Origin of the sequence: Streptococcus sp. CL5.50 (genome assembly GCF_049738015.1) — a bacterium.
Taxonomy (GTDB): Bacteria; Bacillota; Bacilli; order Lactobacillales; family Streptococcaceae; genus Streptococcus; species Streptococcus mitis_CA.
Genome location: NZ_JBKOTR010000001.1, coordinates 205,458 through 220,394, shown reverse-complemented (window position 1 = coordinate 220,394; position 14,937 = coordinate 205,458). Strand labels below are relative to the sequence as shown.

Annotated in this window: 13 protein-coding genes; all 13 read left to right on the top strand. The window is 40.9% G+C overall.

Translation table 11 applies throughout. The annotated features are described in order from the left end of the window. Positions 1-53: 53 nt before the first annotated feature. The 13 genes from ACLNCV_RS01130 to ACLNCV_RS01070 all read left to right on the top strand — a co-directional run bounded on the left by ACLNCV_RS01130 (position 54) and on the right by ACLNCV_RS01070 (position 14,832). On the top strand, positions 54-2,699 hold the full coding sequence (locus ACLNCV_RS01130; RefSeq protein WP_424844791.1) for an alpha-mannosidase: 2,646 nt from the start codon (positions 54-56) through the stop codon (positions 2,697-2,699). 98 nt (positions 2,700-2,797) lie between these two features. Continuing rightward, entirely contained in the window at positions 2,798-3,667 is an 870-nt protein-coding gene (locus ACLNCV_RS01125; protein WP_424844790.1) for an ROK family protein, read from the top strand. After that, on the top strand, positions 3,661-5,541 hold the full coding sequence (locus tag ACLNCV_RS01120) for a beta-N-acetylhexosaminidase (protein ID WP_424844789.1): 1,881 nt from the start codon (positions 3,661-3,663) through the stop codon (positions 5,539-5,541). Before ACLNCV_RS01125 ends, ACLNCV_RS01120 begins: the two co-directional genes overlap by 7 nt. A 207-nt stretch (positions 5,542-5,748) precedes the next feature. Continuing rightward, a complete protein-coding gene (locus ACLNCV_RS01115) occupies positions 5,749-6,678 on the top strand; it encodes an ABC transporter permease (RefSeq protein ID WP_001032152.1) in 930 nt (309 codons plus the stop codon). A gap of 13 nt (positions 6,679-6,691) precedes the next feature. Further along, positions 6,692-7,615, top strand: a complete 924-nt coding sequence (locus ACLNCV_RS01110) for a carbohydrate ABC transporter permease (protein ID WP_000818349.1) — start codon at positions 6,692-6,694, stop codon at positions 7,613-7,615. Between the two features lie 208 nt (positions 7,616-7,823). Next, positions 7,824-9,305, top strand: coding sequence for an ABC transporter substrate-binding protein (locus ACLNCV_RS01105; RefSeq protein ID WP_424844788.1), 1,482 nt, complete (start codon positions 7,824-7,826; stop codon positions 9,303-9,305). 232 nt (positions 9,306-9,537) lie between these two features. Beyond that, complete coding sequence (locus ACLNCV_RS01100) at positions 9,538-10,227, top strand: CPBP family intramembrane glutamic endopeptidase (RefSeq protein ID WP_261029060.1); 690 nt, start codon at positions 9,538-9,540, stop codon at positions 10,225-10,227. A gap of 68 nt (positions 10,228-10,295) precedes the next feature. Further along, the gene (locus tag ACLNCV_RS01095) at positions 10,296-10,592 is read left to right on the top strand and encodes a bacteriocin immunity protein (RefSeq protein ID WP_238096079.1); all 297 of its coding nucleotides are present in this window, start codon (positions 10,296-10,298) and stop codon (positions 10,590-10,592) included. A 131-nt stretch (positions 10,593-10,723) separates the two neighbouring features. Beyond that, positions 10,724-11,710, top strand: a complete 987-nt coding sequence (gene trhO, locus ACLNCV_RS01090; protein WP_001030022.1) for an oxygen-dependent tRNA uridine(34) hydroxylase TrhO — start codon at positions 10,724-10,726, stop codon at positions 11,708-11,710. Between the two features lie 226 nt (positions 11,711-11,936). Then, positions 11,937-12,797 carry a DUF4299 family protein gene (locus tag ACLNCV_RS01085; RefSeq protein ID WP_084887743.1) on the top strand — a complete coding sequence of 287 codons (861 nt, stop codon included), beginning with the start codon at positions 11,937-11,939 and terminating at the stop codon, positions 12,795-12,797. Between the two features lie 157 nt (positions 12,798-12,954). Then, positions 12,955-13,878, top strand: a complete 924-nt coding sequence (locus ACLNCV_RS01080) for a helix-turn-helix domain-containing protein (protein ID WP_020902121.1) — start codon at positions 12,955-12,957, stop codon at positions 13,876-13,878. 142 nt (positions 13,879-14,020) lie between these two features. Continuing rightward, the gene (locus tag ACLNCV_RS01075) at positions 14,021-14,242 is read left to right on the top strand and encodes a hypothetical protein (protein ID WP_000389381.1); all 222 of its coding nucleotides are present in this window, start codon (positions 14,021-14,023) and stop codon (positions 14,240-14,242) included. Continuing rightward, complete coding sequence (locus ACLNCV_RS01070; protein WP_247949421.1) at positions 14,242-14,832, top strand: TlpA family protein disulfide reductase; 591 nt, start codon at positions 14,242-14,244, stop codon at positions 14,830-14,832. Before ACLNCV_RS01075 ends, ACLNCV_RS01070 begins: the two co-directional genes overlap by 1 nt. Positions 14,833-14,937 lie beyond the last annotated feature (105 nt).

Here is a 14,937-nt window from a genome sequence, read left to right as displayed (position 1 = left end):
TACATTTAAAACGTTAACAATAAAAATTTAAATTTAGAATGAGGTTTTACTTCATGGAAAATGTTGTCGTACATATTATCTCACATAGTCACTGGGATCGTGAGTGGTACTTGCCTTTTGAAAGCCACCGTATGCAGTTGGTGGAATTATTTGACAATCTCTTTGATCTCTTTGAAAATGACCCTGAGTTCAAGAGCTTCCACTTGGATGGTCAAACCATTGTCCTTGATGACTACTTGGAGATTCGCCCTGAAAATCGCGACAAAGTCCAACGATACATCGACGAAGGCAAACTTAAAATTGGTCCTTTTTACATCTTGCAAGATGACTACTTGATTTCAAGTGAAGCCAATGTCCGCAACACTCTTATCGGTCAGCAGGAGGCTGCAAAATGGGGCAAATCTACTCAGATTGGTTACTTCCCAGATACCTTTGGAAATATGGGGCAAGCTCCTCAAATCCTTCAAAAATCAGGCATTCACGTGGCAGCCTTTGGTCGTGGTGTGAAACCGATTGGATTTGACAACCAAGTTCTCGAAGATGAGCAGTTTACTTCCCAGTTTTCAGAAATGTACTGGCAGGGTGCGGACGGAAGTCGTGTCCTCGGGATTCTCTTTGCCAACTGGTACAGTAACGGGAATGAAATCCCAGTTGATAAAGACGAGGCCTTGACCTTCTGGAAACAAAAACTGGCAGACGTGCGTGACTATGCTTCGACCAACCAGTGGTTGATGATGAACGGCTGTGACCATCAGCCTGTCCAGAAAAATTTGAGTGAAGCCATTCGTGTGGCAAATGAACTCTTCCCAGATGTAACCTTTGTTCATAGTTCTTTTGATGAATATGTCCAAGCCGTGGAAAGTGCCCTACCAGAGCAATTATCAACGGTTACAGGTGAGTTGACCAGTCAGGAAACAGACGGCTGGTACACACTTGCCAACACTTCTTCATCTCGCATTTATCTCAAACAAGCCTTCCAAGAAAATAGCAACCTCCTAGAGCAAGTTGTAGAACCCTTGACGATTATCACTGGGGGCCACAATCACAAGGATCAGTTGACCTATGCTTGGAAAACACTTTTGCAAAATGCGCCGCATGATAGTATCTGTGGCTGTAGCGTGGACGAAGTTCACCGTGAGATGGAGACACGTTTTGCCAAGGTCAATCAAGTCGGAAACTTTGTTAAGAGCAATCTTCTTAACGAATGGAAGGGTAAAATCGCTACAGCTAAGGCTCAAAGCGATTATCTCTTTACTGTCATTAACACAGGTTTGCATGATAAGGTTGATACTGTCAGCACAGTGATTGATGTGGCGACTTGTGATTTTAAGGAATTGCACCCAACAGAAGGTTACAAGAAGATGGCTGCCTTAACCTTGCCAAGCTACCGTGTGGAGGACTTGGATGGTCGTCCTGTAGAAGCTAAAATCGAAGACCTCGGGGCTAATTTTGAGTACGATTTACCAAAAGACAAGTTCCGACAAGCTCGTATCGCTCGACAAGTGCGCGTGACCATTCCAGTTCACCTAGCGCCACTTTCTTGGACAACCTTCCAATTACTGGAAGGAGAACAAGAACACCGCGACGGTATTTACCAAAACGGAGTGATTGATACACCATTCGTAACGGTGAGAGTAGATGACAATATCACAGTTTATGACAAGACAACTCACGAAGCCTATGAAGACTTTATCCGCTTTGAGGACCGTGGGGATATCGGAAACGAGTATATCTATTTCCAACCAAAAGGAACAGAGCCAATCTATGCAGAGCTTAAGGGCTACGAGGTCTTGGAAAACACAGCTCGCTACGCTAAGATTTTGCTCAAACATGAATTGACCGTGCCTGTCAGTGCCGATGAAAAGCTAGAAGAAGAGCAAAAAGGTATCATCGAGTTTATGAAGCGTGAAGCTGGACGCTCTGAAGAGTTGATAACTATTCCTCTGGAAACTGAGTTGACTGTCTTCGTTGACAATCCACAAATCCGTTGCAAGACTCGCTTTACTAACACTGCCAAAGACCACCGTATCCGTCTCTTGGTCAAGACTCATAACACGCGTCCAAGCAATGATTCTGAAAGCATCTATGAGGTGGTGACACGACCAAACAAACCAGCAGCTTCATGGGAAAATCCTGAAAATCCTCAACACCAACAAGCCTTTGTCAGTCTGTATGACGATGAAAAAGGAGTGACGGTAGCCAATAAGGGATTGAATGAATACGAAATCCTTGGAGACGACACTATTGCAGTGACTATTTTGCGTGCATCAGGTGAGCTAGGTGACTGGGGTTACTTCCCAACACCAGAAGCTCAATGCTTGCGTGAGTTTGAAGTCGAGTTTGCGCTTGAATGCCACCAAGCTCAAGAACGCTTCTCAGCCTATCGTCGTGCTAAAGCCTTGCAGACACCATTTACTAGCCTTCAGATTGCTAAACAAGAAGGAAGCGTGGCTGCGACTGGTAGCCTCTTGAACCATTTTGTTCTCAGCATACCGCAAATCTGTCCAACAGCCTTTAAGGTAGCTGAAAATGGAGAAGGCTATGTGCTTCGTTACTACAATATGTGTAGTGAAAATGTGCGTGTACCGGAAAGTCAACATCTCTTCCTTGACCTACTTGAACGACCATACCCCGTTCATAGAGGCCTCATTTCACCACAAGAGATTCGTACAGAATTCATCCAAAAAGAAGAAATCTAAGATTTTGAAAATGTTTGATAACTAATACTACAAGATAGAAAGGAGGGGCGAAAAGGTAAGAACTAACTGCTGATTCGCCCCTTTTTATGGTAAAAACAATGACTATTGCAACGATTGATATCGGAGGGACTGGGATTAAGTTTGCCAGTCTGACTCCTGATGGTAAAATACTGAATAAGACAAGCATTCCAACGCCTGAAAACTTGGAGGACTTACTAGCTTGGTTAGACCAGCGTTTGTCAGAGCAGGATTATAGCGGGATTGCTATGAGCGTTCCAGGCGCGGTCAATCAAGAGACAGGTGTGATTGATGGCTTCAGTGCAGTACCCTACATTCACGGATTTTCTTGGTATGAGGCGCTTAGCTCTTATCAGATTCCTATCCATCTGGAAAATGATGCTAACTGCGTTGGACTCAGTGAATTACTGGCTCATCCAGAACTTGAAAATGCAGCCTGTGTCGTGATTGGGACAGGGATTGGCGGAGCTATGATTATCAATGGTAGACTTCATCGAGGTCGCCACGGTCTGGGTGGAGAATTTGGCTACATGACCACCCTTGCCCCTGCTGAAAAGCTCAACAACTGGTCGCAACTAGCATCAACTGGGAATATGGTGCGATACGTGATTGAAAAATCTGGTCAGACTGACTGGGACGGTCGCAAGATTTACCAAGAGGCCGAAGCAGGAAATGCCCTTTGTCAAGAAGCCATTGAGCGCATGAATCGTAATCTGGCGCAAGGCTTGCTCAATATTCAGTATCTCATCGACCCAAATGTCATTAGTCTGGGAGGCTCTATCAGTCAAAATCCAGATTTCATCCAAGGTGTCAAGAAGGCTGTTGATGACTTTGTCGAGACCTACGAAGAATACACGGTCGCACCAGTTATCCAAGCCTGTACCTATCATGCAGATGCTAATCTTTACGGTGCCCTTGTCAACTGGCTACAGGAGGAAAACCAATGGTAAGATTTACAGGACTTAATTCCAAACAAACTCAGGCAATCGACTTGCTGACAAAGCATATTTCTTTACCAGATGTGGAAGTATCTGTTGCTCAGTCTGACCAAGCTTCTATCTCTATCAAGGGTGAGGGTGGCCACTATCAACTAACTTACCGCAAACCTCACCAACTTTATCGTGCCTTGTCCTTGTTGGCAACAGCTCTAGTAGAAGGTGATAAAGTAGCGATTGAGGAGCAGGCGGATTATGAAGATTTAGCCTACATGGCAGACTGTTCCCGCAATGCAGTTTTGAATGTCGCTTCTGCCAAGCAGATGATTGAGGTCTTGGCTCTCATGGGCTACTCAACCTTTGAGCTTTACATGGAAGATACCTACCAGATTGAAGGGCAGCCTTACTTTGGCTATTTTCGTGGAGCCTACTCGGTTGAGGAGTTGCAGGAAATCGAAGCCTATGCCCAGCAGTTTGACATGGCCTTTGTTCCTTGCATCCAGACCTTGGCCCACTTGTCAGCCTTCGTTAAATGGGGTGTCAAAGAAGTGCAGGAACTCCGTGATGTGGAGGATATCCTCCTTATCGGCGAAGAAAAGGTTTATGACCTGATTGATGGCATGTTTGCTACTCTATCTAAACTACAAACTCGCAAGGTCAATATCGGGATGGACGAAGCCCACTTGGTTGGTTTGGGACGCTACTTGATTCTCAACGGTGTTGTGGATCGTAGTCTCCTCATGTGCCAACACTTGGAGCGCGTGCTGGATATTGCAGACAAATATGGTTTCCACTGCCAGATGTGGAGCGATATGTTCTTTAAACTTATGTCAGCAGATGGCCAGTACGACCGTGATGTGGAAATTCCAGAAGAAACTCGTGTCTACCTAGACCGTCTCAAAGACCGAGTGACCTTGGTTTACTGGGACTATTATCAGGATAGCGAGGAAAAATACAATCGCAACTTCCACAACCATCATAAGATTAGTCATGACCTTGCCTTTGCAGGTGGTGCTTGGAAGTGGATTGGTTTCACACCCAACAACCATTTCAGCCGTCTTATCGCTCTTGAAGCGAACAAGGCCTGTCGTGCCAATGATATCAAAGAAGTTATCGTGACAGGTTGGGGGGATAATGGTGGGGAAACAGCTCAGTTCTCTATCTTACCAAGCTTGCAAATCTGGGCAGAACTCAGCTACCGCAATGACCTAGACCGTTTGTCTGCTAACTTCAAGACTAATACTGGTCTATCGGTTGAGGACTTTATGCAGATTGACCTAGCCAACCTTTTACCAGACCTACCAGGCAATCTCAGTGGCATCAATCCCAACCGCTATGTCTTTTATCAGGATATTCTCTGTCCGATTCTTGACCGACACATGACACCTGAACAGGACAAACCGCACTTCGCTCAGGCTGCTGAGACGCTTGCTGATATTAAAGAAAAAGCAGGAAATTATGCCTACCTCTTTGAAACTCAGGACCAGTTGAATCAGATTTTAAGTAGCAAAGTCGATGTGGGACGGCGCATTCGTCAGGCTTACCAAGAAGGTGATAAAGAAAGCCTGCAAGAAATCGCCAGACAAGAATTACCAGAACTCAGAAGCCAAATTGAGCACTTCCATACCCTCTTTAGTCATCAATGGTTGAAGGAAAATAAGGTCTTTGGCTTGGATACGGTCGATATCCGTATGGGCGGACTCTTGCAACGCATTAAGCGAGCAGAAAGCCGTATCGAGGCTTATCTGGCTGGCCAGCTTGACCGCATCGACGAGTTAGAAGTGGAAATCCTGCCATTTACTGACTTTTACGCAGACAAGGACTTCGCAGCCACAACAGCCAACCAGTGGCATACTATTGCGACAGCTTCAACGATTTATACGATCTAAAACAAGAACACCTTACCTTGAGCAGAGTGTTTCTCGTGAAACATCCCTCTCTTAAACAAGTACTCCACATAAAATAATTTGTGGAGTTTTTTCTATAATTAGTAGTTTAACCTAACCTTCAAATAGGAGTATACTAATAATGTAATCGTTATCAAAAGTCTAAAAAGGAATTTTTAGATAGATATCAAAATAAAAAGGGAGGAAATTATGAATAAGTTTTCAAAAACCTTGAGAGACAACTGGATCTTTCTCTTGATGGTTTTACCAGGGGCACTCTGGTTGATTCTATTCTTCTACATTCCAGTATTTGGGAACGTGGTTGCCTTTAAAGACTACCACATGACCAGTAATGGATTTATAGATAGTATCGTGAATAGTAAATGGGTCGGACTCGATAATTTCAGATTCTTGTTTAGTTCAAAAGACGCCTTTATTATCACACGAAATACTGTCCTCTATAATCTCGGCTTTATCTTTATCGGTTTGATTGTATCTGTAGGGATTGCCATCATCCTCAGTGAACTCCGTTCTAAGAGAATGGTTAAGATCTTCCAAACTTCCATGTTGTTCCCTTACTTCTTGTCTTGGGTTATCATCAGTTTCTTTACAGATGCCTTCCTAAACATTGATAAAGGTGTGTTCAACCATTTCCTAGAGTCTATCGGAATGAAGGAAATCAACTTCTACGCTGACTTGGGTATCTGGCCATATCTTCTACTTTTCCTAGGTATTTGGAAAGGCTTTGGATATAGCAGTGTCATGTACTATGCGACAATCATGGGAATTGATCCAACCTACTACGAAGCAGCAACAGTAGACGGGGCTAGCAAATGGCAACGAATTCGCAATGTAACTATTCCGCAGTTGACACCATTGGTAACCGTATTGACCATCCTTGCAGTCGGAAATATCTTCCGTGCAGACTTTGGTCTTTTCTACCAAATTCCCCACAATGCTGGTCAGCTTTATAACGTAACCAACGTCTTGGACGTATATGTTTATAATGGTTTGACTCAGACAGCGGATATCGGGATGGCTTCAGCAGCAGGTCTCTACCAATCAGTAGTCGGCTTGATTCTGGTTATCCTATCAAACTTACTTGCAAGACGAGTTGATCCAAACTCAGCCTTGTTCTAGAAAGGAGGAGAATATGGCAGAAAAGAAAATTAAAAAAGAAAAAATTGATAATGTCGGCATTCACTCCTTCAGTAAGAAAGCAGATATCTTCTTTAGTACCATTTCTGGTTTGATCGCCCTCTCGTGTATCCTACCCTTCATATTTGTTATTGTTATCTCTGTGACAGATGAAAAGAGTATCCTCCAAAATGGATATAGCTTCTTCCCATCCCAATTTGGATTAGACGGTTTTGAGTTCTTGGCACAGTTTAAGGATAAAATCCTCCAAGCCCTCTTCATCTCAGTCTTTGTAACAGTGGTGGGAACTATCACAAACGTTTTTATCACAACAACTTATGCCTACGCCATTTCACGGACAACCTTTAAGTATCGCAGATTCTTTACGATCTTTGCCCTTCTTAGTATGTTGTTCAACGCTGGTTTGGTACCAGGCTATATCGTGGTAACTCGTTTGCTTCAACTCGGTGATACAGTTTGGGCCTTGATTGTTCCAATGCTTCTCTCACCATTCAACATCATCTTGATGCGTTCCTTCTTCAAGAAGACCATTCCAGAAGCCATTCTTGAATCCGCTCGTATCGATGGTGCTAGTGAGGCCCGGATCTTCTTCCAAATCTGTTTGCCATTGTCATTACCAGGTATCGCAACCATCACGCTTTTGACAGCTCTTGGTTTCTGGAATGACTGGTTCAACGCCCTTCTTTACATCAAGAGTGACAACTTGTATCCATTGCAATATTTGCTCATGCAAATCCAGCAAAATATGGACTACATCGCCAAAGCAGTCGGCCTATCTGGTCAACTGGGAGTTGCTCTTCCAAAAGAAACAGGTCGTATGGCCATGGTTGTGGTCGCAACCCTTCCAATCGCGATTCTGTATCCATTCTTCCAACGCTACTTTGTAAAAGGTTTGACTATCGGTGGTGTGAAAGAATAGTACTTGTCGAGAAAAATCATTTCTCATTTCCAAACTTCCCTTGTGTGAAGTTAATACTCTTCGAAAATCTCTTCAAACGGCGTCAACGTCGTCTTGCCGTACTCAAGTACAGCCTGCGACTAGTTTCCTAGTTTGCTCTTTGATTTTCATTGAGTATAAGATCATTACATTGTTTATAAGTTTAAAAATAAAAAAAGGAGTTTTTATCATGAAAAACTGGAAAAAATATGCTTTTGCATCTGCTAGTGTAGTCGCTTTGGCTGCTGGTCTCGCTGCTTGTGGAAACCTTTCAGGTAACAAGAAAGCTGCTGACTCAGCTTCAGGTGAAAAAACTGTTATCAAAATGTACCAAATCGGTGACAAACCAGATAACTTAGATGAATTGCTAGAAAATGCCAACAAAATCATCGGTGAAAAAGTTGGTGCTAAATTGGATATCCAATATCTTGGATGGGGTGACTATGATAAGAAAATGTCAGTTATCACATCATCTGGTGAAAACTACGATATCGCCTTTGCATCTAACTATGTTGTAAATGCTCAAAAAGGTGCCTATGCTGACTTGACTGACTTGTATAAGAAAGAAGGGGCAGAGCTTTATAAAGCACTTGACCCAGCTTACATCAAAGGTAACAGCATTAACGGTAAAATTTACGCAGTTCCAGTTGCAGCCAACGTTGCATCATCTCAAAACTTCGCTTTCAACGGAACTCTTCTTGCTAAATACGGTATCGATATTTCAGGTGTCACTTCATATGAAACACTTGAACCAGTCTTGAAACAAATCAAAGAAAAAGCTCCAGATGTAGTGCCATTTGCGGTTACTAAGAACTTCATCCCATCTGATAACTTTGACTACCCAGTTCCAAACGGACTTCCATTCGTTATCGACCTTGAAGGGGACACTACTAAGATCGTAAACCGTTACGAAGTGCCTCGCTTTAAAGAACACTTGAAGACTCTTCACAAATTCTATGAAGCTGGATACATTCCAAAAGACGTAGCAACAAGCGATACTTCATTTGACCTTCAACAAGATACTTGGTTCGTTCGTGAAGAAACAGTAGGACCAGCTGACTACGGTAACAGCTTGCTTTCACGTGTTGCGAACAAAGATATCCAAATCAAACCAATCACTAACTTCATCAAGAAAAACCAAACAACACAAGTTGCTAACTTTGTCATCTCAAACAACTCTAAGAACAAAGAAAAATCAATGGAAGTGTTGAACCTCTTGAACACTAACCCAGAACTCTTGAATGGTCTTGTTTATGGTCCAGAAGGCAAGAACTGGGAAAAAATTCCAGGTAAAGAAAACCGTGTTAAAGTCCTTGATGGCTACAAAGGAAACACTCACATGGGTGGATGGAACACTGGTAACAACTGGATTCTTTACATCAACGAAAACGTTACAGACCAACAAATCGAAGATTCTAAGAAACAATTGGCTGAAGCTAAAGAATCTCCAGCACTTGGATTCATCTTTAGCACTGACAATGTGAAATCTGAAATCTCAGCAATCTCTAACACAATGCAACAATTCGATACAGCTATCAACACTGGTACTGTAGACCCAGATAAAGCTATTCCAGAATTGATGGAAAAATTGAAATCTGAAGGTGCTTACGAAAAAGTATTGAACGAAATGCAAAAACAATACGATGAATTCTTGAAAAACAAAAAATCATAAGATCAATTGATTTCGTGTATTCATTCCTAATTCCTAAAAACTGAATCACTGTTTTCCTCAGGCTTATCTTGGGGAGGCAGTGATTTTTTGAAACGAGAGCATAGATATCTATGTTGTTTTATCACTATTTAACCATTCAGGAAATCTCAAGTACCATTTAGGATTTGGAGTAAGGATTTAGGAAAATATAGCTTATATTAGAGATGTATCGAGTTTACAAAGGAGAGTTCATATGAAGAAGTATCAACTTCTATTCAAAATAAGTGCAGTCTTGTCTTACTTATTTTTCGTATTTGGTCTTTCTCAGCTGACGCTTATTGTTCAAAATTATTGGCAATTTTCTTCCCAGATTGGCAATTTCGTCTGGATTCAAAATCTCTTGAGTTTGCTATTTAGCGGAGTCATGATTTGGATTCTGGTTAAGACAGGTCATGGTTATCTCTTTCACATTCCAAGAAAAAAATGGCTTTGGTATTCGATTTTGACAGTACTAGTGGTAGTGCTCCAGATCTCTTTTAACGTTCAGACAGCTAAACATGTTCAGTCAACTGCTGAAGGTTGGGCTGTATTGATCGGTTATAGTGGGACCAACTTTGCTGAGCTAGGTATCTATATAACTTTGTTCTTTCTGACTCCACTTATGGAAGAGCTAATCTATAGAGGATTACTGCAACACGCCTTTTTTAAGCATTCGAGATTTGGCCTTGATTTGCTTCTTCCGTCAATTTTATTTGCTCTTCCTCATTTTTCAAGCCTGCCTAGTTTGTTAGATATCTTCGTCTTTGCAACATCTGGCATCATCTTTGCTAGTTTGACCCGCTATACCAAGAGCATTTATCCATCCTATGCGGTGCATGTGATTAATAATATTTTCGCAACATTACCATTTTTTCTGACTTTTTTACACAGGGTATTTGGGTAAAATATTGGTATGAGAGTTAGGAATGATAGTTTTTTAATTTATAAGTGAGTTTCAGGAGGAAAATAAGAATGACAACATTAAAATGGTTTGCCGGAGGCAGTGAAAGGCGTTGTGAAGCCATGACGATCATAAATCATCTCTTGGAAGATATAAAGGATACGCCTCAACTGACTCCCTTGAAAAATCTGTTAGTGAGTTATAAAAGACGATTAGAGGACGATGGGACCTCTACTCCATTTATTTTGAGTCAAATGAATGTTGACCTTGCGCGCGTATTGATTGATAACAAGCTAAGTTTGTCAGAAAATCAAGCTGAGCAGATCAAAAAATTGAGAGAACTATCTGCAATTCGCTATGGTTACTGATGAAGTGCAGGGACAGGCCATCTTCTACAATTTCCAGTCAAATAAATTGCATTCGCTTTCTCAAGCAGGTATACTAGTATAGTTAGATGAAAAATTCTGAAAATTTAAGAATAGAAAAGAGAACAAATCTTATGGCAAAAGATATTCGTGTCTTACTTTACTACCTTTACACTCCAATTGAAAATGCAGAGCAATTTGCTGCAGACCACTTGGCTTTCTGTAAATCAATTGGCCTTAAAGGTCGTATCCTAGTCGCTGACGAGGGAATTAACGGAACAGTTTCAGGTGATTATGAAACAACTCAAAAATACATGGACTACGTTCACAGCCTCCCAGGTATGGAAGACCTCTGGTTCAAGATTGACGAAGAAAGTGAACAAGCCTTCAAGAAGATGTTTGTTCGCTACAAGAAAGAGATTGTCCACCTTGGTTTGGAAGACAACGACTTTGACAACGACATCAACCCACTTGAAACAACAGGTGCTTACTTGTCTCCAAAAGAGTTCAAAGAAGCTCTTCTTGACGAAGATACCGTTGTCCTTGACACACGTAACGATTATGAGTACGACCTAGGACACTTCCGTGGGGCTATCCGCCCAGATATCCGCAACTTCCGTGAGTTGCCACAATGGGTCCGTGACAACAAGGAAAAATTCATGGACAAGCGTGTCGTGGTTTACTGTACAGGTGGCGTTCGCTGTGAGAAATTCTCAGGTTGGATGGTCCGTGAAGGCTACAAAGATGTTGGCCAATTGCACGGAGGAATTGCAACTTACGGTAAAGACCCCGAAGTTCAAGGTGAGCTTTGGGATGGGAAAATGTACGTCTTTGACGAGCGTATTGCCGTAGATGTAAACCATGTCAACCCAACCATCGTAGGGAAAGACTGGTTTGATGGAACACCATGTGAACGTTATGTCAACTGTGGAAATCCATTCTGTAACCGTCGTATCTTGACATCAGAAGAAAATGAAGACAAGTACCTTCGTGGATGCTCACACGAGTGCCGTGTTCACCCACGTAACCGCTATGTTTCAGAAAATGAATTGACACAAGCTGAAGTGATCGAGCGCCTAGCCGCTATCGGTGAAAGCTTGGATCAAGCAGCTACTGTATAAGATTAAACAGTCCTTAGGGGCTGTTTTTCTATGCTTTTTACTCAAAAATTAATACTCAATGAAAATCAAAGAGCAAACTAGGAAGCTAGCCGCAGGCTGTACTTGAGTACGGCAAGGCGAAGCTGACGCGGTTTGAATTTGATTTTCGAAGAGTATAAAGTTTGTTTTTGTATCTTTCAGAAAAATAAGGTATACTATATGTAAACGATTTCAAAGGAGTTCAGTTATGACGAAAACATTTTTTATTCCAAATAAACAGAGCATTTTAGGAGAACAGGAAATTTTGACTGCCAAGTCTATCTTGGCCTTGGTGGATGGTTTGGAGTCGCATAGCTATGATGCTATCTATCTCCGTCAGCCTCTTAATCGTCTTGAGTATATCGAGTGTGCGATAGTGGGGCAATCACAATTTCTTTTTAAGGTCAGTTATGCTGATAGTCAAAAGGCTTACCGTATCGATCTTCCTGACCTACTCACGAAGACAGACTGGCAGATTATCAAATCATTTTTAGATGCTCTGCTTGCTTATACAGGAACTGAGATTGAAGGACTAGATGGTTTTGATTTTGAAGCTTATTTCCAAGCAAGTATTCAAGCCCATCTGACAGACGCTGCAGCCCGTTTTACGATTTGCCAAGGAATTTTTAATCCTGTTTTCTTTGGTCATGAGGACTTGAAAAGCTTTTTAGAGGAAAATGGCTTGGCTCAGTTTGAAGCGCGTGTACGTGCGGTTCAAGAGACAGATGCCTACTTTGCAAGAGTTTCCTTCTATCAGGATGGAGAAGGCCAAGTGCACGGTGTTTACCATCTGGCTCAAGGAGTCAAGACAGTATTACCGAGAGAACCATTTGTTCCTACTGCCTATATTGAGCAATTGGTGGATAAGGAAGTGCAGTGGGAGATTGACTTGGTTCAAATCACAGGAGACGGCTCTAAACCAGAAGACTATGAAGCCATTGTCCGCTTAGACTATGCAAAATTCCTAGAGTCACTACCATCAGCATCTTACCACCAACTAGATGCCAATCAATTAGAAGTGCAACCCATCTTAGACAAAGATTTTAAAGCATTAGCACAAGAAAAGTAAAGCAGAAGCAGGTCAATTGCTATTTAGCGTGCGAAATATGGTTTAGTCTTGTTAAGTTTTGTAATATAAAATTTTAAGAATTGCTTAGTTCAATAAAAAACAGCATAATATAAAAAATATAATATTATTCGGTAACTAATTATCAGGAGATTTTAAGATGGATATCAAGAAGGAAGTAGGTAAAAGAATCCGAATGTTGCGAGAGATGAAACATATCACTCGTGAAACTCTTTGTGATGATGAAACTGAGATAACGGTGCGCCAATTAGCACGGATTGAATCAGGCCAGTCTTCCCCGAGTTTATCCAAGGTAGAGTATATAGCTTACAAACTAGGCTGTTCAATTTCACATATAGTAGATATGGATCATATGATTTTACCCTCCGAGTACTTGATATTAAAGGATAAACTCATTAAGTTTCAAACTTATGGAGATGATGATAGAATCCAAGTTAAGGAAGAGTTGTTTGAAAGAGTTTACGAACACTATTATGACAGTCTACCTGAGGATGAGCAGATTGCAGTTAGTGCCTTACAAGCTAGTTTTGATGTCTTTGTAAGTGAAGATGCAGGTTTTGGCGATGCTTTGCTGGATGAATATTTTGAACAAGTAAAGATAAGGAAAAACTATTCGGTGAATGATTTGCTTCTGATAAAATTGTACTTTGTTTCGTGTTTAGCAAGACCGATTGGGTATCATCATGAACTGTTTTGGATGCTTTCTAAAAAACTTATAAGAGAAACAAATTCATCCGATTTAGAGACAGCTTATATGTTAAAGAGAACAGTGCTTGATTCTTTAGCTGTTCAATGGATGGAAAAATCTTACTCCACTTTTGAGCCTTATGTTAAGGCGATGAACAGGCTGATGATTTTATCGCAGGATTTTCAAAACAAGCCAATTGTTGATATGCTTGAAGCTATGTGTACCTTATTTCATAAACGGGATAAGGAAAAAGCCATCCGCTTATACGATAGAGCTATTATTTGTGCTCAAGCATTTGGAGACCAAGTATTAGAAGCGCGTATATTGGGAGAAAAAGAAAAAGATTTAAAAACTTTTGAGGAAATGGAGAGCTAACATGACATTTTTGTCATGTTTTTTTATTTTTGAAAGCGCTATACTATGATCATAAAGAACAAGAGATAAGGAGGAAAGAAGCATGTTTGGATTTGAAGTATTCTTAAGTCTTAGTTTTTGGTTTTCTGGATAGGAGATAGAAATGGAAGATTTTAGTATCTCGCTAGAGACGTTTACACAAACTCGCCACAGTTTGCTGTTTCGAAATAACACGACGGAGCAAAAGTTGGTACAAATAGAGTTGAATAAGGAACCATTCCGTTTAGCTATTTTAGATGCAGGCGAAGAGCGAGTTTTAATCTTACCAGAAGAATTATCTATTATCGAAAGTTTTAGAATTTCAGAAGTGGAGGACAATCCATGATGTCAAAAAAACATGTTGTAGAGACAATGGTTCTTCTTGTGATAGCATCTTTATTTTTAGCAGGATTTTACTATCAAAACCAGGAATCTCATCATCAAGAAGAAACAGCGCAAGAGCTCCTCTTAAAAAAAGAGGAGGAAATAAACCAATATATTTCAAAAACTAAAAATACAACATTCAAGAATGCATTGTTAACCTCTAATGAGGGAGCACAGGTTCAACTATCAGATTATAAGTTTAGACCAAAGGTTGTGGTATTCTGGGCTAGTTGGTGTCCTGATTGCCAAAAAGAGCTCCCAATCATTCAGCGCCTTTATGATAAATACCAAGATAAAGTTGATTTCTTTATGGTGGATATAGTTGATGGGGAACGTGAAACACTTGAAACCTCTCATCAATTTTTAAGGAATCAGGGTTTTACCTTTCCAGTTTATATAGATCAAGATTTACAAGCTTTTAAGTTTTTTGATGTAAAAGCTATTCCAACAATATTTATAGTGGATAAAGATGGGATAGTGAAACAAATTTATGTAGAACAAGGAAGCGAAGAAATCTTGTCTAAAGATTTAAAACAGTTAATAAATGACTGAAATGAGAATCTCATTTGGTTATTATAAAAAATTTTTTAAAAGGAGGGTTTTCTGATGAGAAAACTAACTGGACGTGTCAAAAGACACATTGTAGCAGGTCGCTTT

What these genes read in the sequence shown, in the direction of transcription:
- ACLNCV_RS01105 (WP_424844788.1), top strand. Translation starts at nt 7,824, where the DNA reads ATGAAAAACTGGAAAAAATATGCTTTTGCATCTGCTAGTGTAGTCGCT.
- ACLNCV_RS01100 (WP_261029060.1), top strand. Translation starts at nt 9,538, where the DNA reads ATGAAGAAGTATCAACTTCTATTCAAAATAAGTGCAGTCTTGTCTTAC.
- ACLNCV_RS01070 (WP_247949421.1), top strand. Translation starts at nt 14,242, where the DNA reads ATGTCAAAAAAACATGTTGTAGAGACAATGGTTCTTCTTGTGATAGCA.
- ACLNCV_RS01130 (WP_424844791.1), top strand. Translation starts at nt 54, where the DNA reads ATGGAAAATGTTGTCGTACATATTATCTCACATAGTCACTGGGATCGT.
- trhO (WP_001030022.1), top strand. Translation starts at nt 10,724, where the DNA reads ATGGCAAAAGATATTCGTGTCTTACTTTACTACCTTTACACTCCAATT.
- ACLNCV_RS01110 (WP_000818349.1), top strand. Translation starts at nt 6,692, where the DNA reads ATGGCAGAAAAGAAAATTAAAAAAGAAAAAATTGATAATGTCGGCATT.
- ACLNCV_RS01075 (WP_000389381.1), top strand. Translation starts at nt 14,021, where the DNA reads ATGGAAGATTTTAGTATCTCGCTAGAGACGTTTACACAAACTCGCCAC.
- ACLNCV_RS01095 (WP_238096079.1), top strand. Translation starts at nt 10,296, where the DNA reads ATGACAACATTAAAATGGTTTGCCGGAGGCAGTGAAAGGCGTTGTGAA.
- ACLNCV_RS01120 (WP_424844789.1), top strand. Translation starts at nt 3,661, where the DNA reads ATGGTAAGATTTACAGGACTTAATTCCAAACAAACTCAGGCAATCGAC.
- ACLNCV_RS01085 (WP_084887743.1), top strand. Translation starts at nt 11,937, where the DNA reads ATGACGAAAACATTTTTTATTCCAAATAAACAGAGCATTTTAGGAGAA.
- ACLNCV_RS01080 (WP_020902121.1), top strand. Translation starts at nt 12,955, where the DNA reads ATGGATATCAAGAAGGAAGTAGGTAAAAGAATCCGAATGTTGCGAGAG.
- ACLNCV_RS01115 (WP_001032152.1), top strand. Translation starts at nt 5,749, where the DNA reads ATGAATAAGTTTTCAAAAACCTTGAGAGACAACTGGATCTTTCTCTTG.
- ACLNCV_RS01125 (WP_424844790.1), top strand. Translation starts at nt 2,798, where the DNA reads ATGACTATTGCAACGATTGATATCGGAGGGACTGGGATTAAGTTTGCC.